General features: G+C 69.2%; 26 protein-coding genes and 1 pseudogene. 3 read left to right on the forward strand and 24 right to left on the reverse strand.

Features of this window, described 5'->3' with window-relative positions; translation table 11 throughout:
- Window positions 1–42 precede the first annotated feature (42 nt).
- From ABZ078_RS14055 to ABZ078_RS14110, 12 genes and pseudogenes are all read right to left on the reverse strand, one after another.
- Window positions 43–615 (reverse strand): site-specific integrase, encoded by a 573-nt coding sequence (locus ABZ078_RS14055; RefSeq protein WP_356574935.1) that lies wholly within the window; start codon window positions 613–615, stop codon window positions 43–45.
- 257 nt (window positions 616–872) lie between these two features.
- Window positions 873–1,031: pseudogene (locus tag ABZ078_RS14060) on the reverse strand (site-specific integrase); the annotation flags it as partial.
- A 161-nt stretch (window positions 1,032–1,192) separates the two neighbouring features.
- Window positions 1,193–1,399, reverse strand: coding sequence for a helix-turn-helix domain-containing protein (locus ABZ078_RS14065; RefSeq protein ID WP_189595995.1), 207 nt, complete (start codon window positions 1,397–1,399; stop codon window positions 1,193–1,195).
- Between the two features lie 234 nt (window positions 1,400–1,633).
- A complete protein-coding gene (locus ABZ078_RS14070; RefSeq protein WP_356574938.1) occupies window positions 1,634–2,263 on the reverse strand; it encodes a site-specific integrase in 630 nt (209 codons plus the stop codon).
- Window positions 2,264–2,838: 575 nt separating this feature from the next.
- Complete coding sequence (locus ABZ078_RS14075; protein WP_356574940.1) at window positions 2,839–4,260, reverse strand: hypothetical protein; 1,422 nt, start codon at window positions 4,258–4,260, stop codon at window positions 2,839–2,841.
- Complete coding sequence (locus ABZ078_RS14080) at window positions 4,254–4,862, reverse strand: hypothetical protein (RefSeq protein ID WP_356574942.1); 609 nt, start codon at window positions 4,860–4,862, stop codon at window positions 4,254–4,256. The genes ABZ078_RS14075 and ABZ078_RS14080 overlap by 7 nt, the downstream gene beginning before the upstream one ends.
- A 165-nt stretch (window positions 4,863–5,027) precedes the next feature.
- Entirely contained in the window at window positions 5,028–5,537 is a 510-nt protein-coding gene (locus tag ABZ078_RS14085; protein WP_356574944.1) for a hypothetical protein, read from the reverse strand.
- Complete coding sequence (locus ABZ078_RS14090) at window positions 5,516–5,944, reverse strand: hypothetical protein (RefSeq protein ID WP_356574946.1); 429 nt, start codon at window positions 5,942–5,944, stop codon at window positions 5,516–5,518. The genes ABZ078_RS14085 and ABZ078_RS14090 overlap by 22 nt, the downstream gene beginning before the upstream one ends.
- Before the next feature lie 698 nt (window positions 5,945–6,642).
- Window positions 6,643–7,971 carry a TRAM domain-containing protein gene (locus tag ABZ078_RS14095; RefSeq protein ID WP_356574948.1) on the reverse strand — a complete coding sequence of 443 codons (1,329 nt, stop codon included), beginning with the start codon at window positions 7,969–7,971 and terminating at the stop codon, window positions 6,643–6,645.
- 190 nt (window positions 7,972–8,161) lie between these two features.
- Window positions 8,162–10,210, reverse strand: coding sequence for an APC family permease (locus ABZ078_RS14100; protein ID WP_356574950.1), 2,049 nt, complete (start codon window positions 10,208–10,210; stop codon window positions 8,162–8,164).
- Window positions 10,211–10,523: 313 nt separating this feature from the next.
- A complete protein-coding gene (locus ABZ078_RS14105) occupies window positions 10,524–11,021 on the reverse strand; it encodes a hypothetical protein (RefSeq protein ID WP_356574952.1) in 498 nt (165 codons plus the stop codon).
- 26 nt (window positions 11,022–11,047) lie between these two features.
- A complete protein-coding gene (locus ABZ078_RS14110; protein ID WP_356574954.1) occupies window positions 11,048–12,166 on the reverse strand; it encodes a MerR family transcriptional regulator in 1,119 nt (372 codons plus the stop codon).
- 265 nt (window positions 12,167–12,431) lie between these two features.
- Here ABZ078_RS14110 and ABZ078_RS14115 point away from each other — a divergent pair, with 265 nt between their 5' ends.
- Complete coding sequence (locus ABZ078_RS14115; protein WP_128430916.1) at window positions 12,432–13,103, forward strand: TrkA family potassium uptake protein; 672 nt, start codon at window positions 12,432–12,434, stop codon at window positions 13,101–13,103.
- A complete protein-coding gene (locus tag ABZ078_RS14120; protein WP_356574956.1) occupies window positions 13,103–13,780 on the forward strand; it encodes a TrkA family potassium uptake protein in 678 nt (225 codons plus the stop codon). Before ABZ078_RS14115 ends, ABZ078_RS14120 begins: the two co-directional genes overlap by 1 nt.
- Window positions 13,781–13,850: 70 nt before the next feature.
- On the opposite strand, the gene ABZ078_RS14125 is transcribed toward ABZ078_RS14120, so the two are convergent.
- The 8 genes from ABZ078_RS14125 to ABZ078_RS14160 all read right to left on the reverse strand — a co-directional run bounded on the left by ABZ078_RS14125 (window position 13,851) and on the right by ABZ078_RS14160 (window position 21,740).
- A complete protein-coding gene (locus tag ABZ078_RS14125) occupies window positions 13,851–14,618 on the reverse strand; it encodes a DUF3159 domain-containing protein (RefSeq protein WP_356574958.1) in 768 nt (255 codons plus the stop codon).
- A gap of 3 nt (window positions 14,619–14,621) precedes the next feature.
- Entirely contained in the window at window positions 14,622–15,020 is a 399-nt protein-coding gene (locus ABZ078_RS14130; RefSeq protein ID WP_356574960.1) for an OB-fold nucleic acid binding domain-containing protein, read from the reverse strand.
- Window positions 15,021–15,080: 60 nt separating this feature from the next.
- Window positions 15,081–15,767 carry a response regulator gene (locus tag ABZ078_RS14135; RefSeq protein WP_356574962.1) on the reverse strand — a complete coding sequence of 229 codons (687 nt, stop codon included), beginning with the start codon at window positions 15,765–15,767 and terminating at the stop codon, window positions 15,081–15,083.
- Entirely contained in the window at window positions 15,764–18,337 is a 2,574-nt protein-coding gene (locus ABZ078_RS14140; RefSeq protein ID WP_356574964.1) for a DUF4118 domain-containing protein, read from the reverse strand. The genes ABZ078_RS14135 and ABZ078_RS14140 overlap by 4 nt, the downstream gene beginning before the upstream one ends.
- Window positions 18,338–18,476: 139 nt before the next feature.
- A complete protein-coding gene (locus tag ABZ078_RS14145) occupies window positions 18,477–19,643 on the reverse strand; it encodes an alginate lyase family protein (protein ID WP_356574966.1) in 1,167 nt (388 codons plus the stop codon).
- 195 nt (window positions 19,644–19,838) lie between these two features.
- Window positions 19,839–20,597 carry a DUF3710 domain-containing protein gene (locus ABZ078_RS14150; protein ID WP_356574968.1) on the reverse strand — a complete coding sequence of 253 codons (759 nt, stop codon included), beginning with the start codon at window positions 20,595–20,597 and terminating at the stop codon, window positions 19,839–19,841.
- A 1-nt stretch (window position 20,598) separates the two neighbouring features.
- The gene (dut, locus tag ABZ078_RS14155; protein ID WP_356574969.1) at window positions 20,599–21,159 is read right to left on the reverse strand and encodes a dUTP diphosphatase; all 561 of its coding nucleotides are present in this window, start codon (window positions 21,157–21,159) and stop codon (window positions 20,599–20,601) included.
- Window positions 21,156–21,740: a PaaI family thioesterase gene (locus tag ABZ078_RS14160; protein ID WP_356574971.1), complete on the reverse strand. Its 585-nt coding sequence runs from the start codon at window positions 21,738–21,740 to the stop codon at window positions 21,156–21,158. Before ABZ078_RS14160 ends, dut begins: the two co-directional genes overlap by 4 nt.
- Window positions 21,741–21,798: 58 nt before the next feature.
- Here ABZ078_RS14160 and ABZ078_RS14165 point away from each other — a divergent pair, with 58 nt between their 5' ends.
- The gene (locus ABZ078_RS14165; protein WP_356574973.1) at window positions 21,799–22,260 is read left to right on the forward strand and encodes a DUF3093 domain-containing protein; all 462 of its coding nucleotides are present in this window, start codon (window positions 21,799–21,801) and stop codon (window positions 22,258–22,260) included.
- A gap of 131 nt (window positions 22,261–22,391) precedes the next feature.
- Here ABZ078_RS14165 and ABZ078_RS14170 read toward each other — a convergent pair whose 3' ends face one another.
- The 4 genes from ABZ078_RS14170 to ABZ078_RS14185 form a co-directional block, all read right to left on the reverse strand.
- The gene (locus ABZ078_RS14170) at window positions 22,392–23,318 is read right to left on the reverse strand and encodes a hypothetical protein (protein WP_356574975.1); all 927 of its coding nucleotides are present in this window, start codon (window positions 23,316–23,318) and stop codon (window positions 22,392–22,394) included.
- Between the two features lie 13 nt (window positions 23,319–23,331).
- A complete protein-coding gene (locus ABZ078_RS14175) occupies window positions 23,332–23,628 on the reverse strand; it encodes a DUF4193 domain-containing protein (protein WP_005481602.1) in 297 nt (98 codons plus the stop codon).
- Between the two features lie 405 nt (window positions 23,629–24,033).
- Window positions 24,034–25,281, reverse strand: coding sequence for a HAMP domain-containing sensor histidine kinase (locus ABZ078_RS14180; RefSeq protein WP_356574977.1), 1,248 nt, complete (start codon window positions 25,279–25,281; stop codon window positions 24,034–24,036).
- A 6-nt stretch (window positions 25,282–25,287) separates the two neighbouring features.
- A complete protein-coding gene (locus ABZ078_RS14185) occupies window positions 25,288–25,941 on the reverse strand; it encodes a response regulator transcription factor (protein WP_007385219.1) in 654 nt (217 codons plus the stop codon).
- Window positions 25,942–26,357 lie beyond the last annotated feature (416 nt).

The raw sequence follows: 26,357 nt of genomic DNA on the forward strand, positions 1-26,357 counted from the left end.
AAACACCTTCGCCCTGTCCATGGAGGACAGGGCGAAGGACGTTCATGCGGCAATGGTCAGCGGCGAGTCCAAACGCTTCCAGGCTCCGAGCACCGCCTTGTGCGCGTCCGGTTGCAGGTGGGCGTAGCGCTGGGTGGTCTGGAAGCTCTCGTGGCCGAGGAGGTGCTGGACCTCATAGAGCGAGACTCCCTTCTGGACCAGCCACGAGGCGCAGGTGTGGCGCATGGAGTGCGGCGGGTAGTGCGGGACGAGTCGCTGCTCGCCGTCGGTGTCGAAGTAGTGGGCGGCTTCGACTGTGGGCCACCAGGTCTGTCGGCGCCAGTTACTGTCGGCGAGGAGCCGACCGGCACGGCCCTTGGTGATGGTGGTGAACACCACGGCGTCCCGGTCGAGCCGGTGGATGTGGCGTTCGAGGGCCTCCAGGACGTGAGGCGGGAGCGGGACCTCTCTACGGCTCTTGGAGCTCTTGGGGTACTCCTTGATGCCGCTCTTGCTATTGACCTCCACCAGGAACAGGCGCGAGCGGCGCTGGTCGATGCGGTGGCGATGCAGGCCGGAGAGTTCTCCCCAGCGGAGTCCGGTATAGAAGCCGAGCAGGCACATCGGCGCCGCCACGCGACGGGGAGTTCGTCCAGGATGCTCTGCGCCTGGTCTAGCGTGAACCACTGCGGCGGCTTGACCGCGATCTGGGGCAAGTCGATGTTGCGGCATGGGGTCACCGCCAGGACATCGTCGTCGACGGCCGCGCGCATCATGGAGGACGTCAGGTTGTAGGCCCGCTTGATCGCAGCGGCCCCCGCGCCCTTCTCGATTAGGGTCCGGATCCAGCTCTGGACGTCCATGCGGGTGATGGCCCGCAGCTCCCAGTCCGCCCAGTAGGGCATGACGTGGTTCTTGATGTTGGAGGCGTCGCCTCGCAGCGTGTGGGGCTCAACGACGCGGGCGTTCCACCACCGGTCGTGCCACTCGCGGAACGACGTTTCCCCGGCCCGCGGGTCGCGCATGCCTCCGCGGGCGAACTGGGTCTCCATCTCGATGCCCCAGGCGCGCGCCTGCGCCTTGAGGGGGAACGACTCGCTGAACCGGTCCCCTGTCCGGTTGCGTACGGTCGCCTGCCATTTGCCGGACTTCACTTGCGGAGGTACGAGGCTCTACTCCTTGTTCAACGGTGACGGGCTGGGATGGGCCAGGGTCAGCGGCGGGCGGCCGGCGGTACGACGGCGCGGCGGCTGATGAACTCGTCGAGGCTGGCCGCGGGGACCCGTACACGGGACCGGCCTGGTCCGGTACGGAGGTCGACGACAGGTAGGTCGCCAGCAGCGATGAAGCGGTAGACGGTGCGGCGGTCGACGTCCAAGGCGGCGGCGACGGCAGGGATGGACAGCAAGCGTGCAGGCATGTAGGGGACCTTGAGATGGGGTGGGCTGGGCGCCCGGCGAGTCGGCAGCCGGAGCATCGTCCGGTCCAAGGCGGTCAACCAGCCCTGCCAGGACAGTGGGACCGCTTCACGGAGCGCCTCAACCAAAGGGAGGCTGATCACGTGACGGCTTCGTTGGGGGTGAGGACCACCGGTGCCGATGAGGATGAGCTGGTAGCTCCGCGCTCTAGGTGCCAGCCAGAGCGCGGGCGGGAATCACGACCTGAGCGAGTCCGGAAGGGCCATAGCCAGGGCCAGACGGTCCCAGTCGATTTCCGCCTTGTGCGTGCGGAAGCAGTGCGGGTAACGCAGCGCCAGCCAACTCGGGGTCACGCCGGCCCACTCGGCAACCGTGACGGATGAGATGCCCACCCTGAGCCACTTCACCACGCAGGACTCACGGAGGATGGAGATGGGCTCCCCCAGGCGCCACGAGTATCGCTCGTCCCTTGGCAGGACGGCCTCTCGGGCCTGCTGCCACATCCGCTGATATACGGACGCCGAGAGCGGCCCACCTCGCGTACCGGGAAACAGCAGATCGTCCCCCTGCAGGCCAGCCTCGCTGATCCACTCACGTAGGAACTCGACGAACTGCGGCTGGAGGGAAATCTCCCTCGCCATCCCTTTGTGGCGGGCCGTCAACTCACCCACGTCACCCACCGGGAGCACCACGTCGCTCACTCGCACGGCGCGAGCCTCGCTTGGGCGCAGAGCCTGCTCGGCCACGAGGCGCATGAAGGGGGGCACAGAGAAATTGGCACCCGCCTGCCCACGCATCCACTCGAGCAGCGATCGAACCTGCTCCTCGGTATACAACCATTCTTCGTCCATGACCTCGACAGACACAGCTCTGACCTCCTCAGGGAAAATGACTGAATGCGTCACGCGGGGATCAGCGCGACAGGTTCAATGGTCTGCAGAATCGCCGGTTTGGCTAACCGGCGATCGTCGGCTATGTTTCGCCCGACACGGCGCTCACGACATCCAGGTGTATGCAGAACAGAAGGGCGTAGCCGCACTTCTCCGGACCGCTTCTAGGTTTGCTTGCTTCGCCGCGTCATTCCAGTCCGTTGCGCCCTCAATGTGTCTGCCGTCGGCGAATCGGGACGCCCGAGTATCACGAAGGAGCGCGCTGCCAGCGCGCTCGCCTTACTGTCGCGGCCGGGGAACAGAGCAGGCGCCTTCTAAGCGCCTGCTCTATCGCGACGGCTCATTGCCTACGCCGTACCAGGGCTTGAACGGCCCTACAGATATACCGCAGGGCCGCAAGGATCCTCCCCAATCAGGGATTAGTAGCACGGCATGATCGCAGGTAAGGCGAGCCCACATTCATCCCTGAATCGCCGCGATCAAATTACTGGATGCGGCCAAAAAGTTCATACTGAAAGGGCGGGTAGAGACCCCCAACGAGGCTATGAGAATTAGCCGTCGAAGAGATCCGCTTGCTCCCAATAGGCTGGGGCTGGCTCGCCCGTATCGAGCAAGTTCTCAAGTTGCGCGGCATCTTCGGCATCCAAGCCCAGGACCAGCCGGAGAGTTGTGCCGAGCAGCTCGGCATATGGAACGAGTGCCCTCGCTCCTGGTGGGCTGGCGGTCCTGCTGACGAAATTACACCGCAGAGGGACACGGGTGGGGGTGAGCGCTTGTGCTTCGACCACGCCCTCCTCCTGTCCCAGCGCGGCGCTGATCCCATCGAGTTGCGGGTCATGGGTCACATCTTCGCCCGGGGCGTCGTAACCGATACTGCGGTTGGTCATCAGCATCCGGATGGAGGTCAAGGGGATGGCGAATCTGGCGGCCCGCTCCCGGACCTCGGCCAGCAGGGGCGCCTCGTACTCCTCCGGAGCATGGAGATCCTTGCGGCTGCCGGCCAGGAAGGCCACGAAGTCGGATCCGCGCAGGCCGAGGTGTCCGTCGTCGATGACCCAGCGCCATGCGCCACCGGCCCTTACGGTCTCCGGTTCGACCACCATGCACACGTGCGCCTTCCACGCCTGCACTGCGCTGCGCATCAACCGCTGGAGGTTCGGTGTGTCCGTAATGCCGGTACGCAGCAGCGTCTTGGCGTCCACGAGCGGTCGGATGCGACGCCAGAAAGCCTCGTCCGTGATCTCTGGAGAGGAGAGAAGCAGGCTCAGTGAGGTCTCGTCGAGGGATGTCTGGTGGGGCACATTGGCCGGGAACTCGGACAACGACCGGCCGCTGCCCTGCCACATGGCCGCCATCAACGTGGACATGCGGCGCGACACGTCAGGCACCGTGTGCCGAGAGACTTCAGAGAGAGCCAGCCGAGTGGGGTCGGCTTGGCCCTCGCGGGCCGCCTCCACGCCCGTACCGACCATGTGCAGGAAGCGCTCGACCTGACGCTCCCCCATGATGCCGCGGCCGCCCTCGATGATCGCGTCGGATGCCAAAGCGGTCGGCTTCCGTGTAGGGGTGTGGGCAGGCAGCGCCCCGAGTCCGGAGGGATCGAGCACAAGGGTGTGGTGTTCCTCGGCGACGGTTTCCAACTGGTCTCGTGCAGGCCCGGACCCGAGGCGAGCGAGTGGCACGACCAGCGGCTGCTGTTCACGCTCGAAGAGCTGAACGTCCGATGCAAGGAGTTCCGGGTCAGAGGACGCGCGAAGGTAAACGCGTCGTTCGGACTTTCGGGTGCCGGAGCTCCACGTCATCAACAGGTCCGGCACGTAGGTGTGGTTGAAGAAGTCCGTCCGCACGATCCGCGCGGTGGGGTACACGTCCAGGAGACGCCGCTGGATCACATCCTTGACGCGCTCGACCGCTTGCCGCGGATCGGGGTGGTCGAGAGCGCTGTCGATCTCCGGCGCCAACGGCGTCACCATGACGACCTCCCCTGGCTGTTGTAGAAGTTGGCGACGACTCCACGCCAGTCGTCCAGCGGTACCAGCTTCTCCTGCTTCTCTGACATCACGACCAGCCAGAGCCGCTCGGACAAGTCCTCCACAAGCTCATCCTTGATCGACTCGGCAGCCGCTTCCGGATCCTCGATACCGAAGATCCTCAGCGACTCCGCAAGCACGGCCTCGCGGATCGTCTGCGGGCTGGTGAGCAGATCCCAGTCATTGGCACGGAAGGGCGCCCAACTGATCCACATGTAGTGGTCGCCGAGCATGTACTCCTGGCTCAGTGCCACGTAGCACTTGGCGAGGAAGCTCTTGTAAGCGGGGCCCTGGTCGCTCGCGTTCTTGCGCCACTTCACCTCGGCGCAGAACATCTGGCCGTCCCACTCGCCGCCCCGCATCATCCCGCCGAGGTCGTACGAGAAGGGCCTCTCGTTCCCGTTCGGCCATCGCAAGGTGAGCTTCCGCGCCCACGCACCATCGATGTTGGTGTAGGACTGCGACACACGCATGGTGCCTTCAAGCCACCGCTTGACCCGCTGCACCGCCTCAGCGCCCTTGACGTGCTCTTCTTCACCCGGCACGGCGCAAGAGTATCTTTACGTACCATCTCTGATACAGAGTGCGAGGAATCTGGCAGTTGTTCACACCTGGTCGTCGGCCACAACCACGGCTGCGTTCCCTTGCTCGGCCGCGAGGCCACGGCACTCATTCAAGCGAGCGCCCATGAACGATTTCAGCCTCAGTACTCATCGTCCAGCCTGCCGCTCGGGCCGGTGCGGACTCCAGCCCTTCAGATACCGCTGAAGTTCATCCGGCTCCGGATCACGCGGAGTCGGCATCCCCGGGGGGTTAAGCAGGGGGTCGGTCCCCCGCGCATACGAACGTGCCCACTCCAGCCATAGCCGGGACGATTGCAGGGTCTGCTCGCCCAAGTCCCCGTCCAGCTCAGCGAGACGGTGCTCCAGGGCATCGCAGTACTCACCGATCACGACAGCCTCCCGCCATCGCCTGGCCTCCTCGCGGAGCACCTCGGCGAACTGTTCTCGGACGGCCTGCTCCTTCGCTTCCTCCACAGCGGCACGCCAGCGCACCTCACGCTCTTCTCTCGCACGTTTCTCCCCCTCTCTGCGCTGGGCCTCTTCCACCGCTCGCGCCTCGATCTCGCCGAGAACCAGCCCCAGAGATTGTTCAAGGGTCCGGCTCTTGCGGTCCCGCCAGCGGCCGGGTCTGTCAGTCAGCCCATGGGCGACCTCCACGACGAGACGCGAGGACCGTTCCGATCCGTGGACTCGGGAAACTCCTGCCTGATGGTGACCGGATACGCGAAGCCGTCGACAACAACGTCCATCCCACCCTCGCGCGGGCGGTAGGACGACCCGACCTTCCGCACCGCGTGCCCTCGCCGCGCCGCTTCGACAGCCATCCCTTGGAGCATCAGAAGTGATCTGCGGCGCAGCTCAGGCGGCATCACCAGCCGCCTCGCGTCATCCTTGAGAGCAGCCACAACTGGATGAAGGGACGCCAGCCGCGTGGGGACCCGAACGGCTGGGGCGTCCGCCTCTGGCCTCTGGCTCCGGGCATTGGGATGCGGGCCCTCTGCGAGGAAGAACTCCAGCCCGGCCAGACCGTACGGCACCTTCTCGATGCGCTTCCCCTCCGCCATGCCGCTTCGCGTAATTGACGACCCGTCGCCATTCCGCGATCTCCTTATCATCGGCATGGGCGAAGCGGACGCGTCCTTCAGCGAGGAGCCGTTCGACCAATTCGCGAGCTTTCGCCCGCCGTGCGCGGGCGACGGGACGTTCGCCATACGGCGCCGACGGCTCACCACAGTCGGCAGGGTCCACGTCGTCAGGATGGCGGCCATGACGGAGGTAGAACCGTCCGGCCTCAGTGACCTCCGCCCGGGCAGCACCGCTGCTGCCCTTGTCCACCGTCAAGAGGCCACGGTCACGCAGGGCGTACGCCGAGCGCCAATCCCCCGGCGCCCAAGCTCCGGGTTCCTCACCGGCCGCGAGCCGCTCAAGAAGCGCGCGCTGCCGTTCATTCGGAGCAGGCCGTCGTTCCACGGCATCCAGCCCACACCGCGCGGGCACGCCCTGTATAGACCCGAAAGGGCGGCTCCCTGCCGCAGAAGTCCTCCTCGGACCGCTCTGGGACTTCCGGCTGCATCGCCGAGAGCGTCACCAGCCCTCAACACCCCACCGGCAGTCGCCACATGGCTAGAGTCTGACGTGCCCAAAAGCCGCCTGACACTCCATCAGAACGAGCGTCAAATGAGCGTCACGAGCGTCATTTCGGCGTCAAGATATCACCCGTAACGCCCACACCGCACATAATGCGCACGAACAAAACCGCAGGTCAGGAGCCCTTCGCGGCCGGTTCGAGGATCGCCACACACTCCACATGATGAGTCATCGGAAACAGATCGAACGCCCGCAACACCCGCACCCGATACCCCCCGTCCCGGAAGTACCCCAGATCCCGCGCCAACGCCGCCGGATCGCACGCCACATACGCGATGCGCCGCGCGCCCAGTGACGCCAGATGGGCCACCGTCTTCCGGCCGGCCCCGGCCCGCGGCGGGTCGAGGACGATCAGGTCCACCTCGGTGATGCCCGTACGCGGCAGCACCGTCTCGACCTTGCCCTGCTCGATGCGTACCCGGTCGAAGTCGGCCAGGTTGTGCCGGGCGTCCTCCACCGCGCGCTTGCCGGACTCGATGCCGAGGACCGCGCCCTTGTCGCCGAGCCGGTCGGCCAGCGCGCCCGCGAACAGGCCCACGCCGCAGTACAGGTCCAAGGCCATCTCGCCCTTGCGGGGCATCAGGCCCTGCATGACGGCCGTCACCAGGGTGTCGGCCGCCTTCGGATGGACCTGCCAGAAGCCACCGCTGCCCACGCGGTACGTACGGCCGTCCGCACGCTCGCGGACGAAGGGGCGCCCGTGGACGCGGTGGACGCCGCCGTCCTTCTCCTCGACCCGCATGACCGAGACCGGCCGGTCCAGTTCGACGATCGGCAGGCGCGCGCCCGGCCTCGGCGTCAGGATGACCTGCCGGTCCTGCGAGCCCGTCGCCGCGATCGCCTCGACCGACGCCATGCCGGTCCAGTCGCGCTTCTCGATGCCCAGCTCGCTGACGCCCTCGGCGGCGATCATGCAGTGGTCGATCGGCTCCACCTCGTGCGAGCGGTGCCGGCGCAGTCCGGCGTGGCCGTCGGCGTCGACCGCGTACTGCACCCGCGTCCGCCACTGCGGCACCTGTCCGGCAGGCACCTTGTCGCCCTCGGCCGGCATCACCGTGCCGTCCCAGCCGACGTCCTGCGGCGTCAGTCCCGCGAGCCGCTGAAGCTGCTCGGCGACGACCTCGCCCTTCATCCGGCGCTGGGCCCCCGGCTTGGCGTGCTGCCAGTCGCAGCCACCGCAGCGGCCGGGGCCGGCGAAGGGACAGGGCGCCTCGATGCGGTCCTTGGAGGCGTCCAGCACCTCCACCGCGTCGGCGCGCAGGAAGCGGTCGCCCTCCTCGCCCTCCGTCACCCGGGCCACGACCCGCTCGCCGGGCAGCGTGTGGCGGACGAAGAGGACCTGCCCGGCGTCGGTGCGGGCGATGCAGTGCCCGCCGTGGGCGACGGGGCCGATCTCGACCTCGTACTCCTCCCCCACCAGCGACTTCTTCTGTTCTGCCTGCATGGTGGGTCGACTCCAGATCGAGAAGGGGACGGCGCGGCCCTGAACGGCGGCCTCCAGCGGGTCTGGCCGGGGCCGGGCCCGGGCCTGACAACAGCCCACCAGTCTACGTGCTCCCCGTCAGGCCGCTGTCCGCCCCGTCAGGCCGCTGTCCGCCCCGTCGTGCCCTGCCCGCGTCATGCCCCTGCCCGCGTCAGCGCTGGACGTCGTTCTCCTTCACCCGCTCCTGGGCCGGCCCCCGCCGCACCGAACCCGGCGCGTTCCACTCCTGCCGCTTGCGGGCCCGGGCCTTGGCCACCTCGGAGGACTGCAGCTGGTACGGCACCGACGTCACCATGATGCCCGGCGTGAACAGCAGCCGGCCCTTCAGCCGCAGCGCGCTCTGGTTGTGCAGCAGATGCTCGTACCAGTGGCCGACGACGTACTCGGGGATGATGACCGACACGGCGTCGCGCGGGGACTCCTTGCGGAGGTTCTTCACGTACTCGATGACCGGCCGCGTGATCTCGCGGTACGGCGAGTCCAGCACCTTCAGCGGTACGTCGATGCCGCGCCGTTCCCACTCGGTGCGCAGCGCCTTGGTCTCCGCCGGGTCCACGTTGACGCTGAGCGCCTCCAGGGTGTCCGAGCGCATCAGCTTGGCGTAGGCCAGGGCGCGCAGGGCGGGGCGGTGGATCTTGGAGACCAGGACGACGGAGTGCACGCGCGACGGCCGTACGCTGTCGTCGCTCGGGCCGTCGGGGGCGGCGAGTTCCTCGGAGACGTGGTCGTAGTGGCGGCGGATCGCCGTCATCGTGCCGTAGAAGATCACCATGCCGAGCAGGGCCACCCAGGCACCGTGCGTGAACTTCGTGACGAGGACGACGATCAGGACCAGTCCGGTGAAGAAGGCACCGAAGGTGTTGATCGCGCGGGAGCGGAACATGCGGCGGCGCTTGGCCTGGTCCCTCTCCGTCGCCAGGAGGCGGTTCCAGTGGCGGACCATGCCGATCTGGCTGAGCGTGAAGGACACGAACACGCCGACGATGTACAGCTGGATCAGACGGGTGGAGTCGGCGCCGTAGATCCACACCAGGAGCATGGCCGCGCCCGCCAGGAGCACGATGCCGTTCGAGAAGGCGAGCCGGTCGCCGCGGGTGTGCAGCTGGCGCGGCAGATAGCGGTCCTGGGCGAGGATCGAGCCGAGCACCGGGAAGCCGTTGTAGGCGGTGTTGGCCGCCAGGAACAGCACCAGGGCGGTGGCGGCGGCGAGCACGAGGAAGAAGAAGCTGCCCTTGCCGAAAACGGCCTCGGCGACCTGGGTGATCACCGGGTTCTGGACGTAGTCCGCGCCGACCGCGACGCCGTCCTTCACCAGGTCGACGGCCGGGTTCTCGGCCATGCGCACCTTGGTCACCAGGGCGAGCACGATGATGCCGCAGAACATGGTGACAGCCAGCAGGCCCATCATCGCGAGCGTCGTCGCCGCGTTCTTCGACTTGGGCTTGCGGAAGGCCGGGACGCCGTTGGAGATCGCCTCGACGCCGGTGAGCGCGGCACATCCGGAGGAGAAGGCGCGCAGCAGGAGGAAGACGAGCGCGAGGCCCGCGAGGCCCTCGTGCTCCGGCTTGATCTCGTACGCCGCCGTGGGCGCCCGCATGGTGTCGTCGAGGACGAGACCGCGGAACGCGCCCCACGCGATCATGGTGAAGACGCCGGCGACGAAGACGTACGTCGGGATCGCGAAGAGGCTGCCGGACTCCTTGACGCCACGCAGGTTCATCAGGGTCAGCAGCACGATCACGGCGACCGCGCACTCGACCTTGTGCTCGACGACGAACGGGATCGCGGAGCCGAGGTTCTCGATGCCCGAGGAGATCGAGACGGCGACGGTCAGGACGTAGTCGACGAGCAGGGCGCTCGCGACCGTGAGGCCCGCCTTGGGGCCGAGGTTGGTGGTGGCCACCTCGTAGTCGCCGCCGCCGCTGGGATAGGCGTGCACGTTCTGCCGGTAGGAGGCGACCACGGTGAACATCAGCACGACGACCGCGAGCGCGATCCAGGGGCTGAAGTGGTAGGCCGACACGCCCGCGATGGACAGGACCAGCAGGACCTCTCCGGGCGCGTACGCCACGGAGGACAGCGGGTCGGAGGCGAAAACGGGCAGAGCGATGCGCTTCGGCAGGAGCGTTTCCGCCAGCCGGTCGCTGCGCAGTGCGCGCCCGATCAGAATCCGTTTGGGCACGTCGGTCAGTTTGGACACAACAGAGAATCGTAGGCCCCCTGCCTGGGACGGAGCACATCCGGGTGAAATCGCGCGCGGCGCGGGGGTGAATTCCGTGCCGCGTTCGCGCCGGGCGCCGACCCCGGTGGCGTGCGCATGCCTCCATGACCTGCGTCAGTACGCTCATCACATCCGGGAGACCTCATGTCGCACGCGACCGCCCAGCTCGTCGGTGCCCTCGTCGCGCTCGCCGGACTCGGCGCTCTGGCACTGGCCAGCGTCCGCAGCTTCAACCGCCGCTGAGGGGTGGGCCGATGGGCGCCCCGCCCCGTTCACCTCGACTCACCTCGACTCACCTGGGCGTGGTCGACTCGGCCGTCTCCCGCCTGGTGATGGCCTCGGCCACCCGTTCGATGCCGGCGCGAAGGAGCTCGCCGTAGGGATCCCGGGGAAGGGCGGGGGCGTGTTTCCGGGCGGCGTCGATGTGTTCGGCGGCCGCGTCGAAGGAACCGAGTCGGCGGTGGTCGTCAGCGAGGTTCAGGTGCAGCGACGGATAGAAGGCGGTGACATGGAGGCCGGGGTGATGGTCCTGAACGCGTCGCTCGGTCACGGCGTCGGCGGCGTCCAGGGCCCGGACGTCCCAGACCAGAGCCTGGGCGGGGTCGTCGTACAGATCGGCCAGATGGTGCGCGAGGGTGCAGCGGTGCAGCGGATCGCCGGTGACACCGATCGCGGACCACAGGGCGAGGAGTTCGCGGCGGGCGGAGGCGATGTCGCCGGCTCGTCCTTCGGCGACGGCTCGGCCGATGGCGTCCATGGTCGGGTCGGGGGCGGTGGGAGTGGCGGTCATGGCGGTGGTCCTCGTCGTCGTCCCGCTCAGGTGGCGGGGGCGGGCTTGATGGGCATGGCCAAGGTGGTGAGGTCGCCGCGGTCGGCGGAGCGGATCGTGGCGGGCTGGTCGGCGCCCCGCAGGTCGAGCAGCACGTCGGGTCCGACGGCGGTGCTGACGGCCGGATAGAGCGTGGTCTGCGCGAAGGAGATCCCAAGTGCCTGCCCCGTCACGGTGGCCGGGATCCGGTGGCCGGCGCGCTCGTCACCGGTCGTCAGGGTGTACATGCCGTGCTCGTCGATCCGCAGCGCGATGTGCTCACCGGAGTGTCCTTCCAGGGCCCTTAGGAGCAGGTCCTTGGCGATCGTCACCCGCGTGGTGACCGCGGGCAGCGAGGCGAGCATCGACCGGTGGTCGGGGTACTCCTCCCCCAGCAACCGGCAGTACTGGTCCTCTCGGCCCGCCGCCATGCGCAGCCAGATCCCGTACGGCGTCGCTTCGACGCGTACCAGTGGGCTGCGGCGGGCCTCCGCGGCGGCGGTCCGCAGCTCGTCGCCGTCGACCGTGCCGGCCCAGGTCGTGGCCGCCGGGGTCGTGGCCGTCCAGGTCGCGGCCGCCGGGGTCGCGGCCGCCGATTCGGCCGGAACCAGGGTGCGCGTGGACAGCCAGTAGCGGTCGGTCGCGGTCAGCGTGATCGCTTCCGGCGCCGCCTCGACACACAGACCGCCCAGCACCGGCATCCGGGGATCACGGGCGGTCGCCGTGAGGACCTGCTCGACCGCGTCGGCCAGCACCGGGCCCTTCAACGCGGCGATCGGCAGACCCGGCACGTCGGAGAGCGAGGACTTGATGACCACGGCCTTCCGCCGGGCCGCGACCGCATCCTCATGGAGCCTCGCGACGTGCTCGTCGATCAGCCGGGCCGCGTCCCCGGGGGCGGCGTCGAGAACCGCCTCGACAGCGGTGAGGGGCATGCCGATCTCCCGGAGTCGACGAAGCACGGTCGCCCGGGGCATCTGCTCGGCGCTGTAGTAGCGGTAGCCCGAGTCCGGGTCGACCTCGGCGGGGGCGAGCAGCCCGCAGTCGTCGTAGAACCGCAGCGCGCTGGAGGTCAGTCCACTGCGTCGGGCGAAGACGCCGATCGGCATCAGCTCATGAGGGGGCACCTCGGCATCATCGGGCTTCGACCAACTCGAAGGTCAAGGCACGACCCGACGCCCCCTCCGAGGTGTCCGACCCTGACGTTACGGTGGACTGAGGCACAGGCGGGCCCACGATCCGACCACGAGGGATCATCGACGGGATTCCCCGGCATGATGTTGCCCAGCGGTCCCCGACGGCCCGCGACTGTTGCCCGGCGAACCGAGAGAAGGATATGAGCACCACGTTCACGCAAGTCAGACGCCTAACGAGGAGTGCGGGGTAAGCGCCGTGCACATCGTCATCATGGGTTGCGGAAGGGTGGGCTCCGCTCTGGCCCAGACCCTGGAGCAACAGGGACACACGGTCGCCGTGATCGACCAGGACCCCACCGCGTTCCGCCGGCTGGGTCCCGGGTTCGGCGGCCGCCGGGTCACCGGGGTCGGCTTCGACCAGGACACGCTGCGCGAGGCGGGCATCGAGGAGGCGGGCGCGTTCGCCGCCGTCTCCAGCGGGGACAACTCCAACATCATCTCCGCGCGCGTCGCCCGCGAGATGTTCGGCGTGGAGAACGTCGCGGCCCGTATCTACGACCCCCGCCGCGCCGAGGTCTACCAACGCCTCGGCATCCCGACCGTGGCCACGGTCCGCTGGACCGCCGACCAGATGCTGCGCCGCCTGCTGCCCTCGGGCGCCGAGCCGCTGTGGCGGGACCCCACCGGCGGCGTCCAGCTCGCCGAGGTGCACGCGTCCGCGGCCTGGGTGGGGCACAAGATCAGCAGGCTGCAGGAGGAGACGGGCGTCCGCGTCGCGTTCCTGACCCGGCTGGGCGAGGCGATCCTGCCCACGTCGCAGACGGTGCTGCAGGAGGGCGACCTGGTGCACGTGATGATGCGCACCGACGAGGTCGACAAGGTCGAGGCGGCGTTCGCCAAGGGACCCGAAGAGGAGGGCGGTCACTGATGAGGGTCGCCATTGCCGGTGCCGGCGCGGTGGGCCGCTCCATCGCGGGCGAACTGCTGGAGAACGGCCACGAGATCCTGCTCATCGACAAGGCGCCGACCGCCATCTCGGTCGAGCGCGTCCCGCAGGCGGAGTGGCTGCTGGCCGACGCCTGCGAGATCACGTCGCTGGACGAGGCGGCCCTTCAGCGCTGCAACGTGGTGATCGCCGCGACGGGGGACGACAAGGTCAACCTGGTCATCTCCCTGCTGGCGAAGACGGAGTACGGCGTCCCGCGCGTCGTGGCCCGAGTGAACAACCCCAAGAACGAGTGGCTGTTCAACGAGTCCTGGGGCGTGGACGTCGCGGTCTCCACCCCCCGCCTGATGTCGGCCCTGGTCGAGGAGGCGGTGAGCGTCGGCGACCTGGTCCGCCTGCTCCGCTTCAGCCACGGCGACGCCAACCTCGTCGAGCTGACGCTTCCGGAGGAGTCGGCCCTGGCCGGCACCCAGGTCGGCGACGTGGAATGGCCCGAGGACACCTCCTTGGTCACCATCATCCGCGGTACCCGAGTCCTCACCCCGTCCCGCGAGGACTCCCTCGAAGCGGGCGACGAACTCCTCTTCGTCGCCGCCCAGGCGAGGGAGGAGCAGTTGGAGGACCTGCTGTCGGTGCGCCGCGAGGACACGACGAGCTGAGCCCTTCGAGGGCTACGACGACGGAGGGCGCCCTGCGTGTGCAGGGCGCCCTCCGTCGTCGTATCGCCTTCTATGCCTCGGGGCGGTGCCGCCCGCCTGCCTCGTCCGCCTGCTCCGCGGCCGACGCCGCCTTGCGCTCCTCCTCGGCCCGCTCCGCCGCCTCCATCTCCGCGAACACGTCGATCGGCGCCGGCGCCTTCGCCAGGAACACCCACGTCAGCCACACGGCCAGCAGGAACGGCGGGATCTTCAGCGCGACCAGCACCCAGCCCAGCTGCGTGGTGTCCGCCCACAGGTACAGCGGGAAGAGGATCGCGCACTTGGTGAGCAGGATCAGTCCCCACGCCCAACTGGCCTTCGCGTACGCCTTCTTGCGCCCGGGGTTGCGCGTACGCCAGGAGAGGTTCTCCTTGAACACCGGTCCGAGGATCAGCCCGATCAGCGGCACACCGCACAAGGTCGTGATGATGTAGGCGAGCCCCAGCCCCAGCGTGTAGAGCATGCCGGGCAGGTAGAAGTCCTTGGCGTTGCCCGTCATCATCGCGAACACGACACCGAAGGCGACGCCGAAGACGCCGCTGAACGCGTGCTTGATGGTGTCCCGCATCACCAGGCGCACCACCACGAGCACCAAGGACACCGCGAGCGCGGCGATCGCCGACAGGTGCAGGTCCTTGTTGATCGTGTAGATGGTGACGAAGAGCAGACCGGGCAGCACCGTCTCGATCATGCCGCGCATGCCGCCGAACGCCTCGAACAGCGCGGCCTCGGTCACCGCCCGGGCGTCGTGCTCGGCGTCTGCGGTGGTGTCTTCGGTCGGCTTGTCGAGCGACGTCACCGGCTACTCCCGTCCAAGGGGTCTCAGTTCGTATTTCGGGTTGAACAGCACCCGGCGGCCCCGGCTCATGGCGATCCGGCCCGATGCGATCAGCCGGCGCCCCGGCTCTATCCCGACTATGGAGCGCCTGCCGAGCCACACCACGTCCAGGGCGGCGGAGCCGTCGAACAGCTCGGCCTCCAGGGCCGGCACTCCCGCACGCGGCCGCAGGGTGACCGTGCGCAAGGTACCAGTAACCGTCACGATCTGCCGGTCACGGCAGTCACCGATCTTGGTGCATCCGGCCGTCTCGGCGTCCTCACGCAGTTCCTCGGACTCCAGGTCCTCCTGCGACGAGGAGAGCCGGTCGAGCATGCGCCGGAACCGGCCCACCGGCTTTTCGGAACGAGGAACAGCACTCATGTCTTGAAGCGTACCGGGGTCCACCGACACCTTCGTAGCCGCGGTACCGACGCTCGAATCTCACTTCTCGAAGCGGTATCCCATGCCCGGCTCCGTGATGAAGTGCTCGGGATGCGAAGGGTCGGCCTCCAGCTTCCTGCGCAGCTGCGCCATGTACACCCGCAGGTAGTTGGTCTCCGTCCCGTAGGACGGCCCCCACACCTCCTGCAACAGCTGCTTCTGGCTGACGAGGCGCCCCGTGTTGCGTACCAGCACCTCCAGCAGATGCCATTCCGTCGGGGTCAGCCGTACGTCCCTGCCGTCCCGGTTGACCTTCTTCGCGGCCAGGTCGACGGTGAACGCCTCCGTCTCCACGGTCGTCACGTCGTCCTCGCCGGGCCCGACCGGCTCGGCCCGGCGGACGGCGGCCCGCAGCCGGGCCAGCAGCTCGTCCATGCCGAAGGGCTTGGTGACGTAGTCGTCGGCGCCCGCGTCCAGCGCCTGGACCTTCTCGTCGGAGGAGTGCCGGGCGGAGAGCACCAGGATCGGCACCCGGGTCCAGCCCCGCAGCCCGCGGATCACCTCGACGCCGTCCATGTCGGGCAGCCCGAGATCGAGGACGACCACGTCGGGGTGGCGGGCGGCGGCGAGTTCGAGGGCGGTGGCCCCGTCGTGGGCCGCGTCGACCTCGTACTTGCGGGCCTTGAGGTTGATCACGAGGGCGCGCACGATCTGCGGCTCGTCGTCCACCACCAGCACCCGGGTCATGCGGTGACCTGCCTTTCGGGTTCCACGGGGCGCTCCGTCGACGCGCCCCCCTCCTGAAGCTCCGGGCGCGGTCCCGCCGCCCGCAGGGTGAGCACCATGGTGAGTCCGCCACCGGGCGTGTCCTCGGCGTTGAGGGTGCCGCTCATGGCCTCCGCGAAGCCGCGCGCGACCGCGAGGCCGAGTCCCACTCCCGCCCCGCGCGGGGCGTCACCGTGGCGCTGGAAGGGCTCGAAGATGCGTTCCTTGGCCTCGTCGGGGACGCCGCGGCCGCGGTCGACGACCCGCACCTCCACACGGTCGGCGATGGCGCTCGCGGACACGAGGACGGCGTCGCCGTCCCGGCTGTACTTGACGGCGTTCTCGACCAGGTTGGCCACCGACCGCTCCAGCAGCCCGGGGTCAACGGCGACCATGGGCAGCGTCTCGGGGATGTCCAGCTCCACGCTGTCCTCCGGCACCCCGCCCAGCGCCATGGGCACCACCTCGTCGAGGTCGACCTCGCGGATCAGCGGCGTGACCGTGCCCGTGTGCAGCCGGGACATGTCCAGGAGGTTGCCGACGAGGTGGTCCAGCCGGTCGGCGCCCTCCTCGATGCCCTCCAGCAGCTCCGCCTCGTCCTCCTCGGACCACGCCACGTCGTCGGACCGCAGGGAGGAGACGGCCGCCTTGATGCCCGCGAGGGGGGTTCGCAGGTCATGGCTGACGGCGGCCAGCAGGGCGGTGCGGATCCGGTTGCCCTCGGCCAGTTCCTTGGCCTGGTCGGCCTCGCGCTGGAGGCGTCGGCGGTCCAGGGCGACGGCGGACTGGGCGGCGAAGGCGGCGAGGACCCGGCGGTCCTCGGCGGGCAGGACCCGGCCGGTCAGGGCGAGCGCCAGGTGGTCGCCGACCGGTACGTCGACGTCCGCGTCGTCCGGCCGCTCCGGCGCGCGCCCCGTGCCGACGCTGCCCACGCAGGTCCACGGGTCGACGTCGCTCTGGCGTTCCAGCAGGGCCGCCGACTCCATGGCGAAGGTCTCCCGGACCCGCTCCAGGAGTTCCTCCAGCCCGGTCTCGCCGCGCAGCACGTTGCCCGCCAGGAAGGCCAGGATCTCGGACTCGGCGCGCAGCCGGGCCGCCTGGTGGGTGCGGCGGGCGGCGAGGTCGACCACGGAGGCTACGGCCACCGCCACGAAGACGAAGATCAGGAGCGCGAGGAGGTTCCTCGGGTCGGCGATCGAGATGCGGTGCAGCGGTGGCGTGAAGAACCAGTTGAGCAGCAGTGATCCGGCCGCCGCCGAGGCCAGTGCGGGCAGGAGCCCGCCGAGGAGGGCCGCCGCCACCGTCAGGGTCAGGAACAGCAGCATGTCGTTCGCGAGACCGAGGTCGGCGTCGACATGGGTCAGCAGCAGGGTCAGCAGCAGCGGACCGCCGACTCCGGTGAGCCAGCCCCACAGGATCCGGGACCGGCCGAGGCGCGCTCCCCGGGCCACGGGCAGCCCGCGTCCCCGGGCGGCCTCCTCGTGCGTGACGATGTGCACGTCGAGGTCGGGGCCGGAGTCCCGGGCGACCGTCGCGCCCACGCCCGGCCCGAAGACGTACTGCCAGCTCCTGCGCCGCGAGGAGCCGAGGACTATCTGGGTGGCGTTGACGCCTCGTGCGAAGTCCAGCAGCGCGGCCGGGATGTCGTCGCCGACGACATGGTGGAAGGTGCCGCCCAGATCCTCGACCAGCGTGCGCTGGACGGCCAACTCCTTCGGCGAGGCCGACGTCAGGCCGTCGCCGCGGGCGATGTAGACCGCCAGCACCTCACCGCCCGCGCCCTTCTCCGCCAGCCGGGCCGCCCGGCGGATCAGGGTCCGCCCCTCCGGACCACCGGTCAGCCCGACCACGATCCGCTCCCGCGAACCCCAGATCGCCGACACCCGGTGATCGGCGCGGTACTGCTTCAGGTACTCGTCGACCCGGTCCGCCACCCACAACAGCGCCAGCTCCCGCAGCGCGGTCAGGTTCCCGGGGCGGAAGTAGTTGGACAGCGCCGCGTCGACCTTGTCCGGCTTGTAGATGTTGCCGTGCGCCATCCGCCGCCGCAGCGCCTGCGGCGACATGTCGACCAGCTCGACCTGGTCCGCGCGGCGCACGACCTCGTCCGGGACCGTCTCCTGCTGCCGTACACCGGTGATCGACTCGACGACGTCGCCCAACGACTCCAGGTGCTGGATGTTGACCGTCGACACCACGTCGATCCCGGCCGCGAGCAGCTCCTCCACGTCCTGCCAGCGCTTGGCGTTGCGCGACCCGGGGATGTTCGAGTGGGCCAGCTCGTCCACCAGCGCCACCTGCGGACGCCGTGCCAGCACCGCGTCGACGTCCATCTCCGTGAAGCGGCTCCCCCGGTACTCCAGCTCCCGGCGCGGTACCTGCTCCAGGCCGTGCAGCATCACCTCGGTGCGCGGCCGCTCGTGATGCTCGACGAACGCGACCACGCAGTCGGTGCCCCGCTCCACACGGCGGTGCCCCTCGGACAGCATCGCGTACGTCTTGCCGACGCCCGGTGCCGCACCGAGGTAGATCCGAAGCTTGCCGCGTCCCATGGCCTCATTGTCTTCCGGTCCCGCTGTTGTCTGCGCAGCGTCGACCTTACGACCAGCAATCGCGACAAATGGGGCCGGGTGCGACGGCGGGGGCGTCTTTGACGCAACTCTGACGCTCCCGCCGTCGCCTCGTCGGGGCTCAGCCGGGGTTGTCGCCGTGGGTGAGGGTCTCCCAGGCCACGAAGAGGTTGTTGCTGCCGGCCGGGCGGTTGCGCTCGGTGAGTGCCTCGGTGTTGGTCATGGCCTGGCCCAGCCGGTTGGCCAAGGCGTTGTGTCCGACCTCGGTGACCGGGCCGAGCCCGAGGTGCAGCGAGCCGCCGCACAGCCAGCCGGGCACGGCCGCACCGAGCTCGTACTTGGCCTGGAAGCCGAGCGCGTGCCGCAGCCGCTCGCCGACGTCGGTGCCGTACAGGTCCTGTCCCTGGATCCGGCTGGTCTCCGCGACGTGCGAGATCGCGGAGATGCCGTACCCGGTGTGCGTGAGGTCGCGGCAGGTCTCCTGGGTGAGGCCGGTGACGAAGGTGGACTGGCCCTGCCAGTACCGGACGATCTTGTCCCGGGTGTCGAGGTTCTGGCTGGGCACGGTCTTCGGCAGGGAGCCGTCGGAGGACAGGTAGACATAGGCGGCGGTGCGGGTGCGGAACTTCGCCATGGCCTTGTCGTACGACGCCTTGTCCTCGAGGAAGACGGAGATGCCGACGGCGGCCTCCATCATCGACAGCTCCCAGTTGCCGTTGGAGTGCGAGCCGTTGATGATCTCGGGCAGGTAGACGGTGCGGAGCATGGTGGCGAACCGGCCGGAGTTGGCCCAGCCCCCGGTGTACGTGTGCTTGATGATCTCGGCGGCCCTGGGCCAGGAGGAGCCGGCCCAGCCCGTCTGCAGGGGCGCGTTGCTGTTGGTGTGGTCCCGGATCACCGCCGACCAGGCGTCCATGAGCTCGATGGCCTTCTTCGCGTGCCGCTCGTCGCGGGTGAGGTACCAGGCGAGGGCCTGGGTGTAGGCGGCTGTCGCGTCCTCGCGCTCGTCGGTGCAGCCGTGGTTGGGGTTCGAGTACGAGCCGCACTCGACGACCGCGCGCGGCTTGGGGGTGCGGTTCAGGTCGGCGTACCTGCTCGCCATCATCCGGTCGAAGGCGCCCTTCCACGGCTGGGCGCCGGCGTCGACCTTGGAGCGGGTGAAGTCCAACTGGCCCCTGGAGACGGTGACTCCGGGGTGGACGAAGGCGGTGGGGGCGGCGTCGGCGGGCCAGGCGAGGACCCCGGCGACGAGGGCGGCCGCGGCCGCGAAGAGTGCGGTTCTGCGCATGTGTGGGGGCCTTCCGTTCTCGTATGTGAACGTGAAGCGCCTCATGAACAGGCGCGTCGGCCGGAGACGGTAGGTACAGACCAATGCGGCGTCAAGGGTTCACACACGAGAAGGGCCGTATCCCGGTAGGGATACGGCCCTGCCACGCCCCAGGGGCGCGGGACTGCATCGATATGCGGTTCTCTCGCGGAGCGCTCAGCGCACCTCGGTGATCTCCGGCCCGCGCTGGAGCTGGCCCATGCCACCGGAGAAGCGCGAACCCGCCTCCTCCTGCTGGATGCCCTCCGGCACCATCTGGGCGTCGTTCGGCAGCTTCAGGACGATCGGGTCGCGGGGCGCCATCGGGCCCTCGCCGCGGACCACGACCGTGTCGCGGAAGATCTGCTCGAGCAGCCCGGCCGCCTGCGGCTGCACGGCGCCCTGGCCCGAGATCACACCGCGCAGGAACCAGCGGGGACCGTCCACGCCGACGAACCGCACGACCTGGAAGCCACCCGTGCCGTCCGGCAGCTGCACCGGCACCTGGGCCCGCAGCTCCCAGCCCAGCGGGCCCTCGACCTCGTCGATGATGCCACCCTGCTGGGTGATACCGGAGCCGATCTCCTCGCGCACCTCGCCCCAGATGCCCTCGCGCTTGGGCGCGGCGAACGCCTGGAGCTGGATGGCGCTGTCGCGCAGCACGACGGTCGCCGCGACGATCGCGTCACCCGCCACCTCGACGCGGAGCTCCATGCCGTCGACGCCCGGCACGAACAGGCCGCCCAGATCCACGCGGCCCTCGGCGGGGTCACGGACCTCGGAGCTGTCCCAGGGCCCGTCGGGCCGCGGTTCCGGCTCGAGCCGCACGCGCTCGCGCGTGCCGTCGTCGTCCGCCTCAGTGTCGATGTCGACGACCTGCTCGGGCTCGCCGGCCGCGTCCTCGGCGGCACCCTTCTTCTTGCGACGTCCGAACACGTCACTGTCCTTCCCGGTCGGATACGACCGAAGCGTATCGATTCCCACCCGCCCGGCCGCCGTCGGCGGCCTGACCGCTTGTGATGCTTGTGCCGCCCACCGCGGCATGGCCCCCGGTGGACCCGAAGCCCCCCTCGGCCCGCGCCGAGTCGGGAAGCTCCGCGACCTCCTGGAAGCGGACCCTCTCGACCTGCTGGACGACCAGTTGGGCAATCCGGTCGAAGCGCTCGAACCGCACGGTCTCATGCGGGTCGAGATTCACCACGATCACCTTGATCTCCCCACGGTACCCGGCATCAACCGTCCCCGGGGCATTCACGAGGGCGACACCGAGGCGGGCGGCGAGACCGGAGCGCGGGTGCACGAAGGCCGCGTACCCCTCCGGCAGTGCCACAGACACCCCGGTGGGCAGCACGGCCCGCTCCCCCGGCTTCAGTTCGCGGCTCTCGGTGGTGCGCAGATCCGCTCCGGCGTCACCGGGATGCGCGTACGTCGGAAGCGGTACGTCGGGATCGATGCGCCGGATCAGCACGGGGAGTTCTCGACGGGGCTCACGGCTCACGGGTTCACCTCGAAGGCACGGGCACGCCGGACCTGGTCCGGGTCGTTCATGGCGGCCCGGATCTCCTCCGGGCGGCCGTTGTCGATGAAGTGGTCGACCTTCACTTCGATGAAGAGGGCGTCGGCACGGACGGCGACGGGCCCGTCGGGGCCGCCGATCCGTCCGGTCGCGGTGGAGTAGATCTTGCGGCCCGCCACCGCCGTCACCTCGGCCTCCAGATACAGCACGGTGCCCACCGGCACCGGCCGCACGAAGTCGGTCTCCAGCCGCCCGGTCACGGCGATCGTCCGCAGCAGCCAGTTGAGCGAGCCGAGCGTCTCGTCGAGGGCGGTCGCGAGCACACCGCCGTGCGCGAGCCCGGGAGCGCCCTGATGGGCGGGCTGCACGGTGAACTCGGCGGTGATCCGGACACCTTCCCCGGCCCGCGCCGCCAGGTGCAGCCCGTGGGCCTGCTCGCCGCCACAGCCGAAGCACTCGCCGTAGTGCGCGCCGAGAAGCTCACCGGGCGCGGGAGCGTCAGGGTGGCGGGCCGGTTTCACGGCGCCGGCCGGAGGCTTGAGAGCTGCTGAAGTACCACTCACAGCCGCAGACCTTACCCGCGCGTCGGCGGCAATCGGACACCGTGCCAAGCTTGGCTCCATGCAGCTCTCCGCCGCCCCGTACGAAGAACGTCTCACCGCCCCCCGCTCCTGGTGGCTGATCTCGTTCCTGGCCGGGGTCTCCCTCGCCCTGATCGTCCTGCCGTTCGGCACCCTGCCGATGCTCGCCGGCATGGTCGGCGGCACGGCCGCGGCGGCCGTCATGGCCAGCTCGTACGGCTCGGTCCGCATCCGCGTGGTGGGCGACTCGCTGATCGCGGGCGAGGCGAAGATCCCGTTGCGCGCCCTGGGTGAGGCGCACGTCCTGGACCCGGAGGAGGCCCGCGCCTGGCGCACCTACAAGGCCGACACCCGGGCCTTCCTGCTGCTGCGCGCCTACATCCCCACAGCTCTGCGCGTGGAGGTCACGGACCCCGAGGACCCGACGCCCTACCTGTACCTGTCGACTCGGGAACCGGAGCGCCTGGCGGAGGCGATCAGGGCGGCGAAGGCCTCGGTCTAGCACACCCGAACGGGCCGTCACCGGCTTGGTCAAAACTTGTTCTTCCGGCCGCAAAAACTTCGCCGCGCCACGAGAACCTCGGCCGTCTCAGGGGGATTTGCCGGTCTCCGCGGTCTCTCCGCGCCGAGGTCTCAGCCGCGCCCGAGCTCCTTGCCTCCGCGCCGCCGCACGACGTCCTCGATCCGCAGCGGTTGCGCCGGGCGCTCCAACGGCGGCTGCTGCGGCAGCTCCTCCCACGGCACCTGGACCTTCCGCAGGTCCGCCCGGATCCGCGCGGCGAGCTTCTTCGTGTCCCGGCGGTTCATGAGCGCGCCCACCGTCGCGCCCACCATGAAGGGCATGAGGTTCGGCAGGTTCCGCACCATCCGCTTCATGATCTGCTGACGCAGCTCGCGCTTCATCTGCCCGCCGAGAGCGGCGTTGACCGTCGCCGGTTTCGCCGGGTCGATGCCGCGCTCCTCGGACCACGAGGACAGATACGCGGCACTGCGGTCCTTGAGAGTGCCGGGCGGCCGTACGCCGTACACCTCGTGCAGCTCGGCGATCAGCTTCAGCTCGATCACCGCCACGCCGGTGACCTCGGCGGCCAGCTCCGCCGGCATCGCGGGCGGCACCGGCAGCATCGCCGCCGCGCCGACTCCCGCGCCGACCGTCGAGCTCGCGTTCGCCGCGCCCGCGACCAGCTTGTCCGCGAGTTGCTCGGGCCCGAGTCCCGGGAACTGCCGGCGAAGCGTCGCGAGGTCCCGTACGGGGATCCGCGGCGCGTTCTCGATGATCCGGTCGGCCAGGTACCCGAGACCCGCCCTGGCGCGGCTGCCGCCCTTGCGGACGCCTTCCCGCGCCTTCTGCCGGATCACCGCGACCCTGCGCCTGGCGACGGGCGCGGGAACCTCCGCCGGCGCCGGGAGGTCGGCCCGGCCGGACGTCGGTTCGAGCGAGGCTCCCGCACCGGATGAGCCCCGCTCGTCGTCACGCGCGCGGCGCGGGCCGTCGGACGGCCCCTGGTCCGCTCCCCGGAACGAGAAGCGGCGCTTCCGAGGAGGGGTCGAGCCTGTCATGCCCGACCCGCCCTCAGTCGCAGTCGCGGCAGATCGGCTGGCCGTTCTTCTCCCGGGCCAGCTGACTGCGGTGGTGCACCAGGAAGCAGCTCATGCAGGTGAACTCGTCCTGCTGCTTGGGCAGCACCCGGACGGCCAGCTCCTCATTGGAAAGGTCGGCGCCGGGCAGCTCAAGCCCCTCGGCGGCCTCGAACTCGTCGACGTCGACCGCGGAGGTCGACTTGTCATTCCGGCGGGCCTTGAGCTCTTCAAGGCTGTCCGAGTCGACGTCGTCGTCGGTCTTGCGTGGGGTGTCGTAATCCGTTGCCATGTCGCTCTCCCCCTCTGGGTGTCTGCGGTGTCTCCAGCGCACGTAACGCGTGAGAGGCCGGACTTGTGCCCGACCCGAGGCGGAGATTTTGCCTCACATCAAGGTCTGTTACTCAATCGACACCCAACCGCACTCCTCAAGAGTGATCGGCTTGGATGGCGAACGGGACCGTACACGGTCCCAATGCCGCAGTTCAAAGGCGTCTCACCGTGTACTTCCCGTGATCAAGACCCCCGAAAACCCGGATTTTCCCGGCTTTCCGACAGGCCGCATGATCACTGACAGTAGATGGCTGGAAATTCGCCCTTGTGATCGATCACACATGGGGCTGCTAGGCGAGTGCCCAGAAAATTCCGCGCAAAGCGAACATCCCCCTATCTCGGCAAGTTGTCGGCGCACATGGTCTCAGATCGGCAGAGCGACTCGCATCACGAGCCCGCCGCCCTCCCGTGGCTGCGCCGAGATGTGCCCGCCGTGCGCCCGGGCCACGGACCGCACGATGGACAGTCCCAGGCCGACTCCCTTGTCGCTGCCCGTGCGCTCCGTGCGCAGTCGCCTGAAGGGCTCGAAGAGGTTGTCGATCTCGTACGCCGGCACCACCGGCCCGGTGTTCGAGACGACCAGCACCGCCTGCCCGTGCTGCGCCTCGGTGGTGACCTCGACCCAGCCGCCCTCCGGGATGTTGTAGCGGACGGCGTTCTGCACCAGGTTCAGCGCGACCCGCTCCAGCAGCACGCCGTTGCCCTGGACGACCACGGGCTTCTGCTCGCCGCGGATGACCACGCCCTTGGCCTCCGCCTCCGCGCGCACCTGGTCGACGGCCTGCTCGGCCACCTCCGCGAGGTCCACCGGTTTGCGCTCGACGATCTGGTTGTCGCTGCGGGCGAGCAGCAGCAGCCCCTCCACGAGCTGCTCGCTGCGCTCGTTGGTGGCCAGCAGCGTCTTGCCGAGCTGCTGGAGTTCCACCGGCGCGTTCGGGTCGGACAGATGCACTTCGAGGAGTGTGCGGTTGATCGCGAGCGGGGTGCGCAGCTCGTGCGAGGCGTTGCCGACGAAGCGCTGCTGGGCGGTGAAGGCCCGCTGCAGTCGCTCCAGCATCTCGTCGAAGGTGTCGGCCAGTTCCTTCAGCTCGTCGTCCGGTCCGTCCAGCTCGATACGGCGGGACAGGTCGGAGCCGGCCACCGCGCGCGCGGTGCGGGTGATCCGGCCGAGCGGTGACAGGACCCGGCCGGCCATGGCGTAGCCGAAGGCGAAGGCGATGACGGCGAGGCCGAGGAGGGCCAGGAGGGAGCGGCTGAGGAGATTGTCCAGGGCGACCTGGCGCTGGTCATCGATACAGGCGGTGATCGCCTGGTTGAACTGGGAGAACGTGAGGTTGTCGGACCTGATGGCGGGGCAGTTGTCACTGGTGACCGAGAGCTGCCTGGCGTCCACGATCTTGAACAGCGGCTCGTTGCCGGTGTTGATCGCCTGTGCGGCCAGCAGGTAGATGATCGACAGCAGCAGGATGCCGGCGATCAGGAACATGCCGCCGTACAGCAGCGTGAGCCTTATCCGGATGGTGGGGCGCAGCCACGGGAAGGGGGGCTCCACCCTGCGGGGGTCCCAGGTGGGCTTGGGAGGCGCCTGAGGAGGCGCGGGAGTCGCTGCCATGGCCGATCAGATCCGGTAGCCGGAGCCGGGCACGGTGACGATCACCGGCGGTTCGCCCAGCTTGCGGCGCAGCGTCATGACGGTGACCCGCACGACGTTGGTGAACGGGTCGGTGTTCTCGTCCCAGGCCTTCTCCAGCAGTTGCTCGGCGGAGACGACCGCGCCCTCGCTGCGCATCAGCACCTCCAGGACGGCGAACTCCTTGGGCGCGAGCTGCACCTCCTTGCCGTCGCGGAAGACCTCGCGGCGGTTCGGGTCGAGCTTGATGCCGGCACGCTCCAGGACGGGCGGCAGCGGGACGCTCGTACGGCGGCCGAGGGCACGCACACGTGCGGTCAGCTCGCTGAAGGCGAAGGGTTTGGGGAGATAGTCGTCGGCGCCGATCTCGAGCCCTTCGACACGGTCGCTGACGTCGCCGGAGGCGGTGAGCATCAGCACGCGGGTGGGCATGCCGAGTTCGACGATCTTGCGGCAGACGTCGTCGCCGTGCACGAGTGGGAGGTCGCGGTCGAGGACGACCACGTCGTAGTCGTTGACGCCGATGCGCTCCAGGGCGGCCGCACCGTCGTACACGACGTCGACGGCCATGGCCTCCCGGCGCAGTCCGGTGGCCACCGCATCGGCGAGCAGTTGCTCGTCCTCGACGACGAGTACGCGCACGTCGCTTGTCCTTCCTGTGTCCACCCGCGTAGCGCTTGTCTCGGCGCGCGGGTGGGGGCTTGGTGGGGTGTCTTGGCCTCCATCCTGCCCTTTTCCGCCATAAGTCGGCGGTAAGACGGGTGACCGGGCGATGAAGGACGGGTGTGAAGCCCGGGGATGCGAATTTTTCTCGTCCGGTTGAGGTTTCCGTGGAACAGAGCGAGGGGAGGACGGCATGTACACCCCGCGATCACGCTCTGCTTGTACCGCACCACCATCCGGTACACAGCGTTCCGCTTTCCGCAGGGCGGGCGTGGGTGTCCGGCACCGTCGCCGCCCGGCAGGGCAGCGCTGGGCACCTATCGGAGACGTGATCGCCCCTTTCGAACGGCACACCCCCGTGCCACCGACCCACGACCCAGGACGAGGGGGCGCAG

The organism is Streptomyces sp. NPDC006385 (assembly GCF_040612485.1).
In the GTDB taxonomy this organism is placed as follows: Bacteria; Actinomycetota; Actinomycetes; order Streptomycetales; family Streptomycetaceae; genus Streptomyces.